Source organism: Streptomyces sp. JLBG701 (assembly GCF_058544905.1).
Genome location: NZ_CM178588.1, coordinates 3,893,474 through 3,910,653 on the forward strand (window position 1 = coordinate 3,893,474; position 17,180 = coordinate 3,910,653).

15 protein-coding genes are annotated in these 17,180 nt (G+C 70.8%); 2 read left to right on the plus strand and 13 right to left on the minus strand.

Annotated elements, in window-relative coordinates; genetic code table 11:
* Nucleotides 1–2: 2 nt before the first annotated feature.
* From AC5DRG_RS17885 to AC5DRG_RS17895, 3 genes are all read right to left on the minus strand, one after another.
* Nucleotides 3–1,058, minus strand: coding sequence for a PhoH family protein (locus tag AC5DRG_RS17885; RefSeq protein WP_491811536.1), 1,056 nt, complete (start codon nucleotides 1,056–1,058; stop codon nucleotides 3–5).
* A 129-nt stretch (nucleotides 1,059–1,187) separates the two neighbouring features.
* The gene (locus AC5DRG_RS17890; RefSeq protein ID WP_491811537.1) at nucleotides 1,188–2,309 is read right to left on the minus strand and encodes a carbohydrate kinase family protein; all 1,122 of its coding nucleotides are present in this window, start codon (nucleotides 2,307–2,309) and stop codon (nucleotides 1,188–1,190) included.
* A gap of 248 nt (nucleotides 2,310–2,557) precedes the next feature.
* Nucleotides 2,558–3,853: a glucarate dehydratase family protein gene (locus tag AC5DRG_RS17895; RefSeq protein WP_491811538.1), complete on the minus strand. Its 1,296-nt coding sequence runs from the start codon at nucleotides 3,851–3,853 to the stop codon at nucleotides 2,558–2,560.
* Between the two features lie 391 nt (nucleotides 3,854–4,244).
* On the opposite strand from AC5DRG_RS17895, the gene AC5DRG_RS17900 reads away from it, so the two are divergent.
* Nucleotides 4,245–5,435: an MFS transporter gene (locus tag AC5DRG_RS17900; RefSeq protein WP_491811539.1), complete on the plus strand. Its 1,191-nt coding sequence runs from the start codon at nucleotides 4,245–4,247 to the stop codon at nucleotides 5,433–5,435.
* Between the two features lie 120 nt (nucleotides 5,436–5,555).
* On the opposite strand, the gene AC5DRG_RS17905 is transcribed toward AC5DRG_RS17900, so the two are convergent.
* From AC5DRG_RS17905 to hrcA, 10 genes are all read right to left on the minus strand, one after another.
* Complete coding sequence (locus AC5DRG_RS17905; RefSeq protein ID WP_491811540.1) at nucleotides 5,556–6,545, minus strand: adenosine deaminase; 990 nt, start codon at nucleotides 6,543–6,545, stop codon at nucleotides 5,556–5,558.
* Nucleotides 6,546–6,565: 20 nt separating this feature from the next.
* Nucleotides 6,566–7,474 (minus strand): ribonuclease Z, encoded by a 909-nt coding sequence (locus tag AC5DRG_RS17910; RefSeq protein WP_491811541.1) that lies wholly within the window; start codon nucleotides 7,472–7,474, stop codon nucleotides 6,566–6,568.
* A gap of 6 nt (nucleotides 7,475–7,480) precedes the next feature.
* A complete protein-coding gene (locus AC5DRG_RS17915) occupies nucleotides 7,481–7,834 on the minus strand; it encodes a histidine triad nucleotide-binding protein (RefSeq protein WP_491811542.1) in 354 nt (117 codons plus the stop codon).
* A gap of 90 nt (nucleotides 7,835–7,924) precedes the next feature.
* The gene (locus AC5DRG_RS17920) at nucleotides 7,925–11,137 is read right to left on the minus strand and encodes a S41 family peptidase (RefSeq protein WP_491811543.1); all 3,213 of its coding nucleotides are present in this window, start codon (nucleotides 11,135–11,137) and stop codon (nucleotides 7,925–7,927) included.
* A 16-nt stretch (nucleotides 11,138–11,153) separates the two neighbouring features.
* Nucleotides 11,154–11,729, minus strand: a complete 576-nt coding sequence (locus AC5DRG_RS17925; RefSeq protein WP_491811544.1) for a hypothetical protein — start codon at nucleotides 11,727–11,729, stop codon at nucleotides 11,154–11,156.
* 72 nt (nucleotides 11,730–11,801) lie between these two features.
* Nucleotides 11,802–12,194, minus strand: a complete 393-nt coding sequence (locus AC5DRG_RS17930) for a VOC family protein (protein ID WP_491811545.1) — start codon at nucleotides 12,192–12,194, stop codon at nucleotides 11,802–11,804.
* 32 nt (nucleotides 12,195–12,226) lie between these two features.
* Entirely contained in the window at nucleotides 12,227–12,973 is a 747-nt protein-coding gene (locus tag AC5DRG_RS17935) for a 16S rRNA (uracil(1498)-N(3))-methyltransferase (protein WP_491811546.1), read from the minus strand.
* On the minus strand, nucleotides 12,970–14,046 hold the full coding sequence (locus AC5DRG_RS17940; protein ID WP_491811547.1) for a nitronate monooxygenase: 1,077 nt from the start codon (nucleotides 14,044–14,046) through the stop codon (nucleotides 12,970–12,972). Before AC5DRG_RS17940 ends, AC5DRG_RS17935 begins: the two co-directional genes overlap by 4 nt.
* 90 nt (nucleotides 14,047–14,136) lie before the next feature.
* A complete protein-coding gene (gene dnaJ / locus AC5DRG_RS17945) occupies nucleotides 14,137–15,273 on the minus strand; it encodes a molecular chaperone DnaJ (RefSeq protein ID WP_491811548.1) in 1,137 nt (378 codons plus the stop codon).
* Entirely contained in the window at nucleotides 15,274–16,290 is a 1,017-nt protein-coding gene (gene hrcA, locus AC5DRG_RS17950; protein ID WP_491811549.1) for a heat-inducible transcriptional repressor HrcA, read from the minus strand.
* Between the two features lie 169 nt (nucleotides 16,291–16,459).
* Here hrcA and AC5DRG_RS17955 point away from each other — a divergent pair, with 169 nt between their 5' ends.
* Nucleotides 16,460–17,179 (plus strand): MBL fold metallo-hydrolase, encoded by a 720-nt coding sequence (locus AC5DRG_RS17955; protein ID WP_491811550.1) that lies wholly within the window; start codon nucleotides 16,460–16,462, stop codon nucleotides 17,177–17,179.
* Nucleotide 17,180 lies beyond the last annotated feature (1 nt).

Below are 17,180 nucleotides of genomic sequence, written 5' to 3' on the forward strand. Positions count from 1 at the left end.
TTCTACTTCCGCTTGTTGCGGCCGCCCTTGTGGGAGCCGTTCTCCGTACCGTTCTCGCTGTCGTACTTCTCGTACGCGTCGACGATACGGCCGACCAGCTTGTGTCGTACGACGTCCTGGGACGACAGGCGGGAGAAGTGCACGTCGTCGAGCCCCTCCAGGATGTCCTGAACCTGACGCAGACCCGACTTGGTCCCGTTGGGAAGGTCGACCTGCGTCACGTCACCCGTGATCACGATCTTCGACTCGAAGCCGAGCCGGGTGAGGAACATCTTCATCTGCTCGGGGCTCGTGTTCTGGGCCTCGTCCAGGATGATGAAGGCGTCATTGAGCGTGCGACCACGCATGTATGCCAGTGGCGCGACCTCGATCGTCCCCGAAGCCATCAGCTTCGGGATCGAGTCCGGGTCCAGCATGTCGTGCAGCGCGTCGTACAGCGGGCGCAGGTAGGGGTCGATCTTCTCGTACAGGGTGCCCGGGAGGAAGCCGAGCCGCTCTCCCGCCTCCACCGCCGGGCGGGTCAGGATGATGCGGTTGACCTGCTTGGACTGGAGGGCCTGGACCGCCTTCGCCATGGCGAGGTAGGTCTTGCCGGTGCCCGCGGGGCCGATGCCGAAGACGATCGTGTGCTTGTCGATCGCGTCGACGTACCGCTTCTGGTTGAGCGTCTTGGGGCGGATCGTGCGGCCGCGGGAGGAGAGGATGTTCTGGGTGAGGACCTCGGCCGGGGTCTCGTCGGACCCCTCGCCGTTGTCACTCGCCCTGAGCATGGCGATCGAGCGTTCCACTGCGTCCTCCGTCATCGGCTGTCCGGTGCGGAGCACCAGCATCATCTCGTCGAACAGGCGCTGGACGAGGGCGACTTCACCGGCGTCGCCGACCGCGCTGATCTCATTGCCCCGGACGTGGATGTCGGCCGCCGGGAAAGCCTTCTCGATCACACGCAGGAGGGAGTCGCCGGAACCCAGCACGGTGACCATCGGGTGCTGGGCGGGGACGGTGAACTGTGCTCGTGCCTGTCCCTGCGCGGGGGTATGAGCTGTGGGTGTCTGAGTCATGGGCCGGCTCGTAGGCCTTGCTCGTCCTCCTCGAAACGACTCGCCTGCCCCAAGGGCAGCCTGGCGGTTTCAAGCGTACGCCGGGGGACTGACAACGTCGTAGGCCTTTTCGGAGGCCGTCACGGTGCATCAGGCCGACTGTCGGAAGCCGATCGTCGGTACCGCCCGCCTCAGTGGCCACGGTCTGGCCTCCTCGTCGGGGAGCAGGTCCTCCAGGAACGCGTACCGTCTCAGCGCCGCCGGGTCCTGGTCGTCGTACGACTGGATCTTGCGCCACCAGGCCGCGATCTCGGACCAGCCGGGGGCGGAGAGGGAGCCGCCGAACTCCTGGACGGACAGGGCGGCGGTCAGGCCCGCGAAGGCGAGGCGGTCCGCGAGCGGCCAGTCGGCCAGGGTGCCCGTGACGAAGCCGGCCACGAACACGTCACCGGCGCCGGTCGGGTCGAGGGCCTCGACCGCGATGGCCGGTACTTCGGCGGTCTCGCCGGTCCGGCCGTCCACCGCGTACGCGCCGTCGGCGCCGAGGGTGACCACCGCGAGCGGTACGTGTTCGGTGAGCGCGTGGGCCGCCGCGCGGGGGCAGTCGGACCGGGTGTAGCGCATCGCCTCTTCGGCGTTGGGCAGGAACGCCTCGCAGTGCTCCAGGTCGGCGAGGCCTGCCAGGTCCCAGCGGCCGGTGTCGTCCCAGCCGACGTCGGCGAAGATGCGGGTGTTCTTGTGGGCCGCCTGCTCGATCCACGGGGCGCGCATGCCCGGGGTCAGGGACGCGATGGCGGCACGCGCGCGTGGGGGGCAGTCCGGGGCGGGTTCCTCCGGGGGCGGCTCGTGGCCGTGGGAGACCATCGTGCGCTCGCCCTCGTACGCCATCGAGACGGTGACCGGGGAGTGCCAGCCGGGGACGGTGCGTGACGGGGTGAGGTCGATGCCCTCGCCGTGCGCGAGCGCGTCCCAGCAGTACTCGCCGTAGTGGTCGTCGCCGAAGGCCGCCGCGAGGGAGGTTTTCAGGCCGAGCCTGGCCAGCGCGGTCGCCATGTTGGCGACGCCGCCGGGGCTCGACCCCATGCCGCGCGCCCAGGACTCGGTCCCGCGCACCGGGGCGGAGTCGAGCCCGGTGAAGATGATGTCGAGGAAGACGGTGCCCGTGAGATAGACGTCCCAGGCCGGGTCGTCCGGCGCGCGCAGACCGGCCAAGGGGTCGACCTGGGCCTGGCGGAACCGTCCCTCTCCGGCGGACGCGGCGGACGCGATCACGGTGCGCTCCCTGACGATGGTGCGGATTCAGGCCAGTCTGCACCAAGCCACCGACAACACGCCGCCGCTCACGCCTCAGGAGCCGCTCGGCGCGTCAGGCCATGGATTCAGCCCAGGCCGGAAAAAATCAGCCCCTCCGGCGTTTGAGGAGCGGGGGTCCAGGGGGCAGAGCCCCCTGGGGGCGGGGTCGAAGGGGCGGCAGCCCCTGGGGATGGGACGGGTAAGGGCGGCGGGGCGAACCTGTGTCGCTACCAGCGGGGCACGGTCGGCGTCACCCACGCCGGTTCCGCGACCCGCATCGCCGCCGCGTCGTCACGGTCGCGCAGCGAACCATCGTCGTCGAGCCACCGCTCGTGCAGGAACCGCAGCTTGTCCCGGTCGAGTTCGACACCGAGACCGGGGGCGTCGGAGACGGTCACAGCCCCGTTCTCGAAGGTGAGCCGCTCGGTGAGTACGTCCTCCGACTGCCAGGGATAGTGGGAGTCGCAGGCATGGTGGAGGTTGGGGACGGTCGACGCGACGTGAGTCATCGCGGCGAGGCTGATCCCCAGGTGGGTGTTGGAGTGCATGGAGATTCCGACGCCGAAGGTGCGGCAGATGGCGGCGAGTTGCTGTGTGTTGCGCAGTCCGCCCCAGTAGTGGTGGTCGGAGAGGACGACCTGCACGGCGTCGCGCGTGAACGCCTCCTTGATCTCGGCGAACGTCGTCACGCACATGTTGGTCGCGAGCGGCACGTCGGTCCCGGCGGAGACCTCGGCCATGGCGGGGGTGCCAAGGGCCGGATCCTCCAGGTATTCGAGGACGTCGCCGAGTTCCTTCGCCACGTTCAGTGAAGTCGCCACGGACCAGGCGCCGTTGGGGTCGAGGCGGAGCGGGTGTCCGGGGAAGGCCTCGGCCAGTGCACGTACGGCGGCGATCTCCTCGTCGGGCGGGAAGACTCCGCCCTTCAGCTTGAAGGAGGTGAAGCCGTACCGCTCCTTGAACTTGCGGGCCTGCTCGACGACTCCGGCCGGGTCGACGGCGGCACCCCAGTCGTCCTTCTCGGCCGCGACGCCCTCGGGGTGGTCGGCCCACTTGTAGAAGAGGTACGCGCTGTACTCGACCTCGTCCCGCAACTTGCCGCCGAGCAGGGCGTGTACGGGCAGGTCGAGGGCTTTGCCCAGCGCGTCCAGACACGCCACCTCGAAGGCGGAGACGATCGACAGACGCAGCTTGTCGGCGGTCTGGACGCCGCGCAGTCCGCCGACGTCGACCTGTCCGGAGACGCGGGAGCTGTCGACGGTGACTTCGTCGGCGACGGTGAACAGGCCGTTCAGGTCACTGACTTGACGGCCGATCAGCTGGTCGGCGAAGGGGCGTGCCAGCTCCAGGTATTTGGTGTCGCCGTAAGTCTCGCCGAGCCCGGTGAGCCCGTCGGCGGTGACGACCTCCACGATCAGGCGGGGGGTGTACGGCTGGTGGACACCCTGGGTGTTGAGGAGGGGCGGGTCGGCGACCAGGATCGGCGTCAGCCGCACGTCCGTAATGGTGAGATCGCGGGTCACAGGGCGGCTCCTACCCATATAGACGCCATCTATGTATGGAGATGGAGGTTAGATACGCGAACCGTACCGGTGTTGGTGTCGGCCTCGCTGGGGGCTGGAGTGACCTGGTCCCGCTCTGGAAAGCCAACGCCAGACCGGCTGAGACACCTGGCCCGGCGCTGAAAGCCAACGCCGACCTACGCCACGAATTCACCTTCGTTCACCCGGGAAATCGCCCTCGCCTACCCGCACTCCCCCACCCCAAACAGAACGTGCGCCACATCACACCCCCCGCCCTTCTTTCCACAACCACGTGCTTGATACAAATTGCCCGCGCGTTCCTGTCCGTCGACGGTCGTCGCCCAACCCCCTTTTTTTTGAGCCGCTTCTTTCGCATGCCCTGGGAACGCCCGTGTTCGCCCGCACCACCACCGCACCCTGGCCCCTCGTCGCCCTTTTCACGGCCGGGTACCTCGCCCCCTACCTCCTGCCCACCACCGTCGGCCGGCTGGACTCGGGGCTCCCCCTGTCCGCCACCGAGGCCGGTGCCATCGGCAGTGCGCTGCTGCTGAGTTCGGCGTCGGCGGGCTTTCTGCTCGCCTCGCGCGTCGATCGGTTCGGCCCGCGGACCCTGGCCCGCCTCGGCCTCGCGCTTGGCGTCGTCGGCTACGGCGGGGCGGCGCTCACCACCTCCGTCCCGGCAGTCGTCGTAGGCGCACTGGTCGGCGGATTCGGCTCCGGCATGGCCACCACGGTCGCCGCCACCGGAATCGCCGGCCGACAGGATCCGCACCGCACGACCACGCTCGGGCTGCTCTGCGTCTCCGCGCTCGCGGGCGCCGTCTATCTGACGGTCCCGCACCTGGGCCCGGGCCACGGCCTCCCGCTCGCCGCGATCGCCCTGACCGCACTCACCGTCTGGCCCCTGACCGCCCGCCTCCCCACCCAGCTGGCCACCGACCGGACCCGCCCCGCGGAACGCCCCCGCCTCCCCCACCTGCGCCCCGGTCTCGTCCTGGCCGCCACCCTTCTCTGCTGGTCCCTCGCCCAGAACTCCCTCTGGGGCGTCAGCGGCCGCATCGGTCTGACCCAGGCGCACCTGAGCGAGGTCACCGTCGGCGCGGTGTTCGCCATCGCGCTCGGCGCGGGGCTGGTCGGTGTCGTCGGGGCGAGCGCGCTGGGCCCCCGTCTCGGGCTCGCCCTGCCGATCGGCGCCGGTACGGCCGTCATCGCCGCCTGCATCGCACTCAGCGCGGCCGCGACCGACCTGACCACCTTCGCGACCGGCGAGATCGCCTGGAACGCCCTCTACCCGATCGTCCTGTCCTACGTCATCGGCCTCGCCGCCTCCCTTGACCAGCGCGGCCGTTGGGCGGTCCTGGTCGGCTCGGCGTCCTCCCTGGGCACGGCGGCGGGCCCGCTGGCGGGCAGCGTATTGGCTTCGCAGGCCGGGTTCCCGGTGATGGGCCTGCTGCTGGCGGCAGGCCTGCTGGTGATCGCCGTACCGATGACGGCGGTCGCGCTGGGTGTGGGGCGGCGCTCCCTGCCGGTCGTGGAGATCCCGGTGGAGGCGCCGGCCTACGACAAGGCGACAGCGGCCTGAGGGCGCCATACAACTGACGGCAGCCGCACCCACCTGAGGGGCGCGGGGCTGTATCGATTTGCGGCTCCGCCGCGGGGCGCGACCGGCCACGATGCACCCGCAGACAACCGACGAGCCTGCCTAGAACTCGTACGCATCGACCTCAGCGAGATACCCGGCCCGCCGCTCCTCGTCATGCTCCAAGAAGGACGCGACGAAGGAGTTGCGGGCCAGCTCGCGCAAGCGGTCCTCACTCAAGCCCAGCGCCAAGCGCACCGCATCGAAGTTGTCCCCGACGTACCCACCGAAGTAGGCCGGGTCATCGGAGTTGACCGTGCACAGCAGCCCGGCATCAAGCATCGCGGGCAACGGATGCTCAGCCAGAACATCGACGGCACGCAGCCGCACGTTGGACAGGGGGCACAGCGTCAGCGGCACGCGCTCACGCACAAGCCTCTCCACAAGCTCCGGATCCTCCATGCACCGCAACCCGTGGTCGATGCGCTCCACGCCAAGCACGTCGAGGGCCTCGGTGATGTACGCCGGCGGCCCCTCCTCACCCGCGTGCGCCACGCGCCGCAGGCCGAGCGCGGCGGCGGCCTCGTAGACCTCGCGGAACTTGACCGGCGGGTGGCCGACCTCGGCGGAGTCGAGGCCGATGCCGATGATCCGGTCGAGGTAGGGCCTGGCCGCCTCCAGCGTCTGCATCGCCGACTCGGCGGACTCGTCGCGCAGGAAGCACATGATCAGCTGGGTGGAGACGCCGTGGTTCGCCTCGCTGCTCCCCAGCGCCCGCCACAGCCCCTCGACGACCGTCCCCATGTCCACGCCCCGCGCGATGTGGGCCTGCGGGTCGAAGAAGATCTCCGCGTGCCGCACGCCCTGCGCGGCGGCGCGGGCGAGGTAGGCGCCCGCGAGGTCCTCGAAGTCCTGCTCGGTCCGCAGTGCGGCCATGAGCTCGTAGTACAGGTTCAGGAAGGACTGGAGGTCGTCGAAGAGGTACGCCTTACGGAGCTCTTCGGTGGTGGCGTACGGCAGCTCGACGCCGTTGCGGGCGGCCAGCGCGAAGGCCAGCTCGGGCTCCAGGGTGCCTTCGATGTGGAGGTGCAGTTCTGCTTTGGGGAGGGGCATCGAAGTATCGTACGGGCGCTTTATCGACGTTTCGGAACCGGCACTCTCAGTAGATCGTGCGCCACGGTCAGCTCCCCCTCGAACCCGGCGGCCCGAGCCTGCCGCTCGAACTCTCCCCCAGGCTCGGAGTAGCGCTGACTGAAGTGGGTGAGGACGAGATGCCGTACGCCGGCGTCGCGCGCGACAGCGGCGGCCTGACCGGCAGTCAGATGGCCGTGTTCAACGGCCAGTTGGATGTCCTCGTCGAGGAAGGTCGACTCGATGACGAGCATGTCGCAACCGTCCGCCAGCGCGTACACGCCGTCACACAGCCGGGTGTCCATGACGAACGCGAACCGCTGCCCGGGGCGCGTCTCGCTCACGTCGTCGAGGGTTACGTCCCCGAGGGCGCCCTCGCGCTGGATGCGGCCCACGTCCGGGCCTTTGATGCCGTGCGCGGCGAGCCGCTCCGGCAGCATCCGCGGTCCGTCGGGCTCGACGAGCCGGTAGCCGTAGGACTCGACGGGGTGGGAGAGCTTGCGGGCCTCAAACCTGTACGCGCGCGTGTCCGCGATCGTTCCGTCCTCGGACACCGGGGCGGTGGTGAGGTCGACGGTCTCGCGGTAGGCGGTGGCGTAGCGCAGGCGGTCGAAGAAGCGCTGGCCGGATGCCGGGTAGTGGGCGGTGATCTCGTGGGGTACGCGGTCGAGGTTGATGCGCTGGATGACGCCGGCGAGGCCGAGTGAGTGGTCGCCGTGGAAGTGCGTGACGCAGACCCGGTTGAGGTCGTGGGCGGCGACCCCGGCGCGCAGCATCTGGCGCTGCGTGCCCTCGCCGGGGTCGAACAGGATGCCCTCGCCGTCCCAGCGCAGCAGGTAGCCGTTGTGGTTGCGGTGCCGGGTCGGGACCTGGCTGGCGGTGCCGAGGACCACGAGTTCGCGTACGGACACGGCGACTTACCCGGGGGGCCACTGCATGCCGCGGCCGCCCAGGAGGTGGGCGTGCGCGTGGAACACGGTCTGGCCGGCGCCGGTGCCGGTGTTGAAGACGATCCGGTAGCTCTCCAGCTTCTCCTCGGCCGCGACCTCGCCGGCCTCGCGCAGCATGTCCGCGGCGATGGCCGGTTCGGCGACGGCGAGGGACGCGGCGTCCGGGTGGTGGACGCGCGGGATCACCAGGATGTGGGTCGGCGCCTGGGGGTTGATGTCCCGGAACGCGACGGTCGTCTCCGTCTCGCGGACGATCGTCGCCGGGATGTGTCCCTCGACGATCTTGCAGAACAGGCAGTCGTCCTGCGGTTCCCCTGCCATCCGTGGCCTCCTCGCGCGGGTGATCTCTGACTGGGGCATCGTATCGAGGGCGGGTGCTGTGAGCGCCGGTCAGCACCATCCAGCCGGAGATCACGGCAACGAAGGAGGAACCTTCGCCGGCCGCTCCTCCAACTCCGCCAATGCGATCCGGATCGCCTCGTCGAGCTGGGTGTCGCGGCCCGCCGCGTAATCCTGCGGCCTCTGCACCACCTCCACGTCCGGATCCACCCCGTGGTTCTCCACGCCCCACTCGTAACCCTCAAGCCAGTACGCGTACTTGGGCTGGGTGATCAGCGTGCCGTCGACGAGGTGGTAGCGGTTGTCGATGCCGATGACGCCGCCCCACGTGCGCGTGCCGACCACCGGTCCGATCCCGAGCGCCTTGATCACCGCGTTGACGATGTCGCCGTCGGAGCCGGAGAACTCGTTGGCGACGGCGACGACGGGCCCGCGGGGCGCGTCCCGGGGATAGCTGTACGGCCGCTTCCCGCGCGGCAGCGCCCAGCCGACGATTCGCCGGGCCAGTTTCTCGACGACCAGTTGGGAGGTGTGGCCGCCGCCGTTCTCCCGTACGTCCACGACGAGCCCCTCGCGGACCACCTCGACGCGCAGGTCACGATGGATCTGGGCCCAGCCGGGCGCCTGCATGTCCGGCACGTGGAGGTAGCCGAGCCGGCCCCCGGACCGTTCGTGGACGTACGCCCGCCGGTCCGCGACCCACGCGTGGTACCGCAGCGGCTCCTCGTCGGCGATCGGAACGACGACCGCGTGCCGTACCTCGCCGCCGCCCGAGGGCGAGATGGTCAGCTCGATCGCCTTGCCCGCCGTACCGACAAGGAGCGGCCCCGGCCCGGTCACCGGATCGACCGGCTGCCCGGCGACCGCGACGATCGCGTCCCCGGCCCGCACCGCGACCCCGGGCGCGGCGAGCGGGGCGTGGGCGTCGGGGTCGGAGGTCTCGGAGGGCAGGATGCGGTCGATCACCCAACTGCCGTCCCCGTGCCGGGAGATGTCGGCGCCGAGCAGCCCCTGCCGGGCCCCGTTGCCGTATCCGCCGCGCGGGACGACGTACGCGTGCGAGGTGCCCAGTTCGCCGTGCACCTCCCAGAGCAGGTCGACGAGGTCGTCCTTGGTGGCGACGCGTTCCAACAGGGGCCGGTAGCGGTCGAGTACGCCGTCCCAGTCGACGCCACCCAGGTCGGGCCGCCAGAAGTGGTCCCGCATGATGCGGCCGGTCTCCTCGTACATCTGGCGCCACTCGGCGGCCGGGTCGACGGTCTGCCGTACGCGGGTCAGGTCGACGGTGACGTTGGTGTCGCTGTCCTCGTCGTTGGAGGCGCGCCTATCGCTCGGTACGACCTTCAGTCGGCCGTCGGTCCACAGCAGGACGCGTTTGCCGTCGCCGCTGACCTCGAAGTCGTCGGCGTCGGCCGCGAGGTACTCGATTCGCTGCTGGGCGAGGTCGTAGCGCTCCAGGCTGGTCTTGGGGTCGGGGTCGTCCGGGGTGGCCCGGGACGCGCCGAGCACGCCCCGTACGGGGTGGCGCAGCCACAGCACACCGTCCTTCGCGGCGCGCAGGCCGGTGTAGCGGGCGGCCTCGACCGGGAAGGGCACGATGCGGTCGGCGAGCCCTTCGAGGTCGATACGGGTGGCCGGGGTGCCCTCGCTGTCGGGCGTCTCGTCCTTGTCCGGCACCTCGAAGGGCCGGCCGTGCCGCTGCGGGCCGAACGGCGAGGGCGTCGTGGCGGCGAGGGTGATCAGGTGCGGGCGGGAGCCGTCCACGAAGGCCAGGTCGAGGACGTGTTCGTCGTAGACCGGGTCGAAGGAACGGGTGGAAAGGAAGGCGAGGTGTTTGCCGTCGAGGGTGAACGCCGGTGCGTAGTCCCGGAATCGGAGCGGGGTCGCCTCGGTGACCGACAGGTCGGTGGTGTTGGCGAGCCTGAGCTGGGACAGCGGGCGCGGGCCGGGGTGCGCCCAGGCGAGCCAGGCGGAGTCGGGCGAGAAGACCAGCCCGCGTACGTCCCCGTCGGCGCTGCGGTCGACCTCGCGGACCTCGCCGGTCTCCCGCTCGACGAGCAGCACACGTCCGTCGTGCGAGGCTACGGCGGCCCGGCTGCCGTCGGGCGCCATGGCGAACCCCAGGACGCGCCCGAGCTGCCCCGCGGCGAGCCGGCGCGGGGTGGCGCCCGGGGCGACACCGGTGGCCGGCGCGAACTCCAGGGCGTCGTCACCCTCGGCGTCCGTCACCCACACCACCCACTCCTCGCCCTCCACGCGGAAGGTCTCCGGCAGCCGGGCCCGTACGCCGGGCTGGGCGGCGAGCGCACGGGCCGGGCCCGAGCGGTGGGTGACCCAGTGGACGGCCCCGCGCACGGAGACCGCGCTGCCGCGCGCGGTGTGGTCCGGGGCGGCCGAGTCGAGCCAACGGGTGGCGTTCACCGGGAACGGCTGCCGGTCCGTGTGCTGCCCGCCGAGCCGCACGTCGAGCCTGCGCGGCTCGGCCCCGTCGAGGTCGTCGAGCAGCCACAGTTCACCGGCGGAGGAGTAGACGACGCGGCTGCCGTCACCGGCGGCGTGGCGGGCGTAGAAGCCGTCGAGCGGGGTGTGCCTGCGCAGGTCGGACCCGTCGGCGAGGGAGGAGTAGAGCGCGCCGACGCCTTCGTGATCGGAGAGGAAGGCGATCCGCTCCCCCGCCCACACGGGGCACTCGATGTTCCCGTCGAGGTCGGCATGCAGCCGTACGAACTCCCCCGCCCCTTCCCCGTCGCGGACGTCACTGTCGATCCACAACTTGCCCGCCGTACCGCCCCGGTACCGCTTCCACCAGGCGGCCTCGCGGCTCATCGGCGCGGAGAGCAGCACCGTGCCCGGCCCGTACGCGACGTCGCCGACGGGCCCGTACGGCAGGGTGCCGGCCGGTCCCCCGTCGAGCGGGACGGTACGGGCCCAGGTGCGGCGCAGGCTCGCCTGGCCCTGTGCGCTGACCGCGAGGACCTGGCCGTCGGGGGTCCAGCCGCGCACCTGGGTCTTCCAACTGCCCCAGTGCGTCAGGCGTTTGGCGGGTCCGCCCTCCACGGAGGCGATGTGCACCTCGGGGGCGCCGTCGCGGGTGGAGGTCCAGGCGACCGTCGTCCCGTCGGGCGAGATACGCGGCATGGTCACCGGCACGTTGTCGGCACTGACCCGCCAGGCCCGTCCGCCGTCGAGCGGGGCGAGCCACACGTCGTCCTCGGCGGTGAAGGCGACCAACTCACCGCGCAGATGGGGAAACCGGAGATACGCGGACGCCGCGGGTTGAGTCACCCGGTCACCCTATGACTCACTTGCCCTCGACGGGCCAGCACTTCGGATCCCCCTGGCACCAGATGGTCTTGGTGACGGTGACCGTGGGCCCGGGCTGCTGACCGTTGCCCGGCTGCTGGCCGTTGGTCGTGGAGATCACCGGCGGATTGGTCGTCGCGTTGCAGTTGCCCAGCCCGTCCACGTGGAACCACTGCTTGCCGTCGACCTTGGCGGTCAAGTCCCCTCGCACACAGGCCCCGTTGACAGCGCGCGTGACCTTACCGGTGACGGTGATGTCCCGCCCGTCGGTGGTCTGCCCCGTGCAGTCGACGGTGGCGACGGCGTTCTCGGTGGCCGAGGGCGACGAAACCCCGGGCGTGTAGGCCTTGTTACCGCCTCCGTAGGTGGCGTAGCAGGTGAGCCACTGCACGTTCACCTTCTCCCGCTCCAGCTCCTTGGTCACCGTCTGGTCGGTCGTGTACGCCACGGTCGCGGTGCTGAGCCCGGCCGGATCGCACGCGGCCACCCCGAAGACGGCGACGGCCACGGTGCCGACCGCCCCGACCACTCGCCGGCGCCCCAGCCGGCGCGCTGTGCGCCTCAATGCCCCCATGGACGGCAGCGTGCCACTGTCCCGCACCCGGCGGTAGACCGCATGCGGTCACACCACTCAGGAGGATGACTCTCAGACGTGCAGCAGCAGCCACTCCTGGAGCTCCACCAGGTTGCCCTCCGGGTCCTTGAGGTGGGCGACGCGCATGCGGTCGGTCAGGAAGGCGGGGCCGTGCAGGAGGTTGGCACCGCGGGAGGCGAGCTGCTCGCAGTAGGTGTCGAGGTCGTCGACGCGCAGGACGACCAGTGAGCGGTGGCCGGTCGCCTCGTCGCCCAGCTCGCCGAGCACGTCGGCCATCATCGCCCGGTCCTGCAGGGCGATGCCCGCGGAGCCGACGGCGGGACTGAACTTCTCGTACGGCCCCTCGGTCGCCCCCGACTGGGGTTTCAGGCCCAGGACCTCGGCGTAGAAGCGGTAGCAGGCGGCGAAGTCCGTGACCAGCAGCCGTACTTGGGCGAGTTCCACGGAGTGCCTCCCGGTTGTCTCGGGCAGTCGTCTCAGGACCAGCGGCCGGTGCGGCCCAGGAGCAGGGCGGCCGCCGCGGTTCCGGCGGTCGAGGTGCGCAGCACGCTGCGCCCGAGCCGGAACGCCTGTGCGCCCGCCTCTTCGAAGAGTGCCAACTCCTCGGGGGACACGCCTCCTTCGGGTCCGACGACGAGCACGATCTCGCCGGAGGAGGGGAGTTCGGCGCTCGCGAGCGCCTGGCTGCCGTAGTCGCGGTCCTCGTGCAGTACGGCGGCGAAGTCGGCCTTGGCGAGAAGTGCCGCGACCTGCTTGGACGTAGCCGCGTCCGCGATCTCGGGGAAGCGCACCCGGCGGGACTGCTTGCCGGCCTCGCGTGCGGTGGCCCGCCACTTGGCGAGCGCCTTCAGTCCGCGCTCGCCCTTCCACTGCGTGATGCAGCGGGAGGCCGCCCAGGGGACGATCGCGTCGACGCCGGTCTCGGTCATGGTCTCGACGGCCAGCTCGCCCCGGTCACCCTTGGGCAGCGCCTGGACGACGGTGATACGAGGGGACTCCTCGGGTTCCTCGTGGAGTTGCGCCAGCTCCAGCACCAGGCGGTCCTTGCCCTCGGCCGCCTTCACCACGCCCTCGGCCCAGCGTCCGGCCCCGTCGGTGAGGACCACGTCCTCGCCGGCCCGCAGCCGCTTCACGGAGACGGCGTGCCGCCCCTCGGGGCCGTCGAGCACGAACTCCGCCCCGGCCGCAGGGAGTTGGTCCACGACGAACACCGGCGCGGTCATCGGATCTCACCCTTGCCGGACAACGCTGTCTCGGCGGCGTCCAGTTCGGCGGCCAGTACCTCCACGAGCTGCCCGGCCGGGAGTCCGCGGGCCATCCGGTGCCCCTGCCCGGCCCACAGCGCCATGCCCTGCGCGTCCCCCGCCTTGGCGGCCGCCTTGCGCAGCGGAGAGGTGAGGTGGTGGATCTCGGGGTACGCGGCGGGGGCGTAGGGGCCGTGCTCGCGCATGAAGCGGTTGACCAGCCCGCGGGCCGGCCGGCCGGAGAAGGCGCGGGTCAGCTCCGTGTGCGTGAACAGGGGGTTGGTCAGGGACTGCTTGTGCAGGGCGTTGGCGGCGGACTCGGGCGTGGCGAGGAACGCCGTACCGAGCTGGGCCGCGGTCGCGCCCGCGGCGAGCGCGGCGGCGATCTGGCTGCCGCGCATGAGGCCGCCGGCGGCGACGAGGGGCAGCGTCACGGTTTCGCGGACCTGGGCGATCAGTGACAGCAGTCCGATGCCGGAGCCGTCGTTCTCCTGGATGTCCCGGTGGGTGCCCTGGTGGCCGCCGGCCTCGACGCCCTGCACGACCACCGCGTCGGCACCGGCCCGCTGCACGGCGAGGGCCTCCTCGGCCGTGGTCGCCGTGACCAGGGTGAAGGTGCCGGCCCGGCGCAGGGAGTCCAGCACGTCCGCGCTGGGGACGCCGAAGTGGAAGGAGACCACCGGTACCGGGTTGTCGAGGAGGACGGCGAGCTTGACCTCGTAACCGTCGTCACGGCCGCATTCCGGGTCCCCGAGCTCGGTGTCGTACCAGGCGGCTTCCCCGGCCAGCTGGTGGGCGTACATCTCGACGGCGGTCTTGTCCGCGTATTCGGGCTGCGGCATGAACAGGTTCACGCCGAAAGGACGCCCGGTCAGCCCACGCAGCTGCTTGATCTCCTGGTACATGCCATCGGCCGTCTTGTACCCGGCGGCCAGGAACCCGAGCCCTCCCGCCTCGGACACGGCGGCGGCCAACTGCGGCACGGAAACCCCGCCCGCCATGGGGGCCTGCACGATCGGAAGGGGAAAGAGATCGGTCAGTGCGGAGGACATGACGGCATGTTGTCACGTCCTCCGAACAAGTCCGAATCGAGCCTTCCACCTGGCATAGGCCAGGTGCAAGCATCCCTCATCAGCGACCGGTCAGCGACCGTTGAACGCGTCCTTCAACCGCGAAAACAGGCCCTGCTGCCCCGGCTGGAACTGCCCCGTGGGCCGTTCCTCGCCCCGCAGCTTCGCCAGCTCTCGCAGCAGGCGTTCCTGTTCCGGGTCCAGTTTGTTCGGGGTCTGGACCTCGACGTGGACGATCAGGTCGCCGCGCCCGCCACCACGGAGGTGGGTGACGCCCCGGCCGTGCAACGGGATCGACTGGCCGGACTGGGTGCCCGGGCGGATGTCGACCTCTTCCATGCCGTCCAGCGTCTCCAGCGGGACCTTGGTACCGAGCGACGCCGCGGTCATCGGGAGGGTGACCGTGCAGTGCAGGTCGTCCCCCCGACGCTGGAACATGTTGTGCGGCAGCTCGTGGATCTCGACGTACAGATCACCGGCGGGCCCGCCACCGGGGCCGACCTCGCCCTCACCGGCCAGCTGGATCCGCGTGCCGTTGTCGACACCGGCCGGGATCTTGACCGTGAGGGTGCGACGCGACCGTACGCGACCGTCGCCCGCGCACTCCGGACACGGCGTCGGAACCACCGTGCCGAAGCCCTGGCACTGCGGACAGGGCCGCGAGGTCATGACCTGGCCGAGGAAGGACCGCGTGACCTGCGACACCTCACCGCGACCGCGGCACATGTCACAGGTCTGGGCCGAGGTCCCCGGCGCCGCGCCCTCACCGCTGCAGGTGCCGCAGACGACGGCCGTGTCGACCTGGATGTCCTTCGTCGTGCCGAAGGCCGCCTCGTCGAGCTCGACCTCCAGCCGGATCATGGCGTCCTGGCCCCGGCGCGTACGCGAGCGGGGCCCGCGCTGCGACGCCGTACCGAAGAACGCGTCCATGATGTCCGAGAAGTTCCCGAAGCCACCCGCGCCGAAGCCGCCGGCGCCCGCGCCGCCCGCTTGCGAGAGGGGGTCGCCGCCGAGGTCGTAGACCTGCTTCTTCTGCGGGTCCGACAGCACCTCGTAAGCGGCGTTGATCTCCTTGAACCGCTCCTGGGTCTTCGGATCCGGATTGACGTCCGGGTGCAGCTCGCGCGCGAGCCGCCGGAAGGCCTTCTTGATCTCTTCCTGCGACGCGTCGCGACGCACGCCGAGAACGGCGTAATAGTCCGTGGCCACTTACGACTCCGCCAGGATCTGTCCGACGTACCGTGCCACTGCGCGTACCGCTCCCATCGTTCCCGGGTAATCCATGCGGGTCGGTCCGACCACGCCGAGCTTGGCGACTGCCTCGCCGCCCGAACCGTAGCCGACCGACACCACGGAAGTGGAGTTGAGTCCCTCATAGGCGTTCTCATGACCGATGCGTACGGTCATGCCCGAATCCCCCGCCTCACCAAGCAACTTGAGGAGCACGACCTGCTCCTCAAGGGCCTCCAGGATGGGGCGGATGGTGAGGGGGAAGTCATGTCCGAAGCGGGTCAGATTGGCGGTGCCGCCGATCATCAGCCGCTCCTCGGTCTCCTCGACGAGTGTTTCGAGGAGGGTGGAGAGCACCGTGGAGACAGTGCCGCGGTCCTCGCTGTCGAAGGCCTCCGGCATGTCCTGCACCAGCTGGGGAACGTCCGAGAACCGACGGCCCGCGATCCGGCTGTTGAGCCGCGCGCGTAGATCCGCCAGAGAGGACTCCCCGAAGGGCGCCGGGCAGTCGATCATGCGCTGCTCGACCCGCCCGGTGTCCGTGATCAGTACGAGCATCACGCGCGCGGGAGCCAGCGACAGCAGCTCCACATGCCGCACCGTGGAGCGGGTCAGCGACGGGTACTGCACGACGGCGACCTGCCGGGTGAGCTGCGCGAGCAGCCGCACGGTCCGCGCGACGACGTCGTCGAGGTCGACGGCCCCGTCGAGGAAGTTCTGGATCGCGCGCCGCTCGGGCGGGGTCATCGGCTTGACGCCGGCCAGCTTGTCGACGAAGAGCCGGTAGCCCTTGTCCGTGGGGATGCGCCCGGCGCTGGTGTGCGGCTGGGCGATGAACCCCTCGTCCTCCAGGACCGCCATGTCGTTGCGGACGGTCGCCGGGGAGACCCCGAGGTTGTGCCGCTCGGTGAGCGCCTTGGAACCGACCGGCTCCTCGGTGCCGACGTAGTCCTGGACGATGGCGCGCAGCACTTCGAGCCTGCGTTCACTGAGCATCGCGCGCACCTCCCGCTGTCGGCTGCTCGTCCACTTGGTACCTGTTCCTGGCACTCTGCGCTTGTGAGTGCCAGCCTTCCCGGTTCAGTGTACGGCCGTGAGGCACGCCCCGGGCAAGGCCGGGCCTGCGAAGTCACGCCACGTGGGTCCTCCCCGCTAGCGTCGCCGTATGACGGTGACTTGGGAAGAGCTGGGGTGGGAGCGGCTGGCGGCCGGGGTCGGGCGATGCCGGCTGCCTGGCTGGGACTGTACGGCCGGACTCGTCGTCGGATCGGACAGCGCCCTCTTGGTCGACGCCGGGTCGAGCCTGCCGGAGGGCGCGCGATTGGGTACCGAGGCGCGGGTGCTCGCCGGCCACCGTGTGACCCATCTCGCGCTGACCCACCCCCACTTCGACCATGTCTTCGGGGCGGCCGCGTTCGCGGGCGTGGAGCTCTACGGCCCGGTGGGCATGGACGCCGTCTTCGCCTACGAGCACGAGGAGCTGCGCGCGGACGCGGTACGCAACGGTCTGGACGCGGATGCGGCGGCCGAGGCGGCCGGTGCGCTCGTCGCCCCGCGCCACCAGGTCTCCGGCGAGTGGACCCTCGACATCGGCGGCCGGCAGGTCCTCCTGGCCAACGTGGGCCCCGGGCACACCGGCCACGACCTGGTGGTCCTCGTCCCCGGCGACCCGGAGGTCGTCTTCTGCGGCGACCTGGTCGAGGAGTCCGGCGAGCCCCAGGCGGGCCCCGACGCCGTACCGTCGCACTGGCCCGCCGCCCTCGACCGCCTCCTCGACCTGGGCGGCGAGGACGCGCTGTACGTGCCCGGTCACGGAGCGGTGGTCGACTCGGCGTTCGTACGCTCCCAGCGGGACGCCCTGGCGGCCCGTTTCGGCGTGTCGTAGT

Excerpts from the sequence above, each read along its gene's own strand:
- AC5DRG_RS17885 (WP_491811536.1), bottom strand. The coding sequence starts at position 1,058 with ATGACTCAGACACCCACAGCTCATACCCCCGCGCAGGGACAGGCACGA.
- AC5DRG_RS17905 (WP_491811540.1), bottom strand. The coding sequence starts at position 6,545 with ATGCCCCTCCCCAAAGCAGAACTGCACCTCCACATCGAAGGCACCCTG.
- AC5DRG_RS17915 (WP_491811542.1), bottom strand. The coding sequence starts at position 7,834 with ATGGCAGGGGAACCGCAGGACGACTGCCTGTTCTGCAAGATCGTCGAG.
- AC5DRG_RS17925 (WP_491811544.1), bottom strand. The coding sequence starts at position 11,729 with ATGGGGGCATTGAGGCGCACAGCGCGCCGGCTGGGGCGCCGGCGAGTG.
- AC5DRG_RS17935 (WP_491811546.1), bottom strand. The coding sequence starts at position 12,973 with ATGACCGCGCCGGTGTTCGTCGTGGACCAACTCCCTGCGGCCGGGGCG.
- AC5DRG_RS17940 (WP_491811547.1), bottom strand. The coding sequence starts at position 14,046 with ATGTCCTCCGCACTGACCGATCTCTTTCCCCTTCCGATCGTGCAGGCC.
- hrcA (WP_491811549.1), bottom strand. The coding sequence starts at position 16,290 with ATGCTCAGTGAACGCAGGCTCGAAGTGCTGCGCGCCATCGTCCAGGAC.
- AC5DRG_RS17955 (WP_491811550.1), top strand. The coding sequence starts at position 16,460 with ATGACGGTGACTTGGGAAGAGCTGGGGTGGGAGCGGCTGGCGGCCGGG.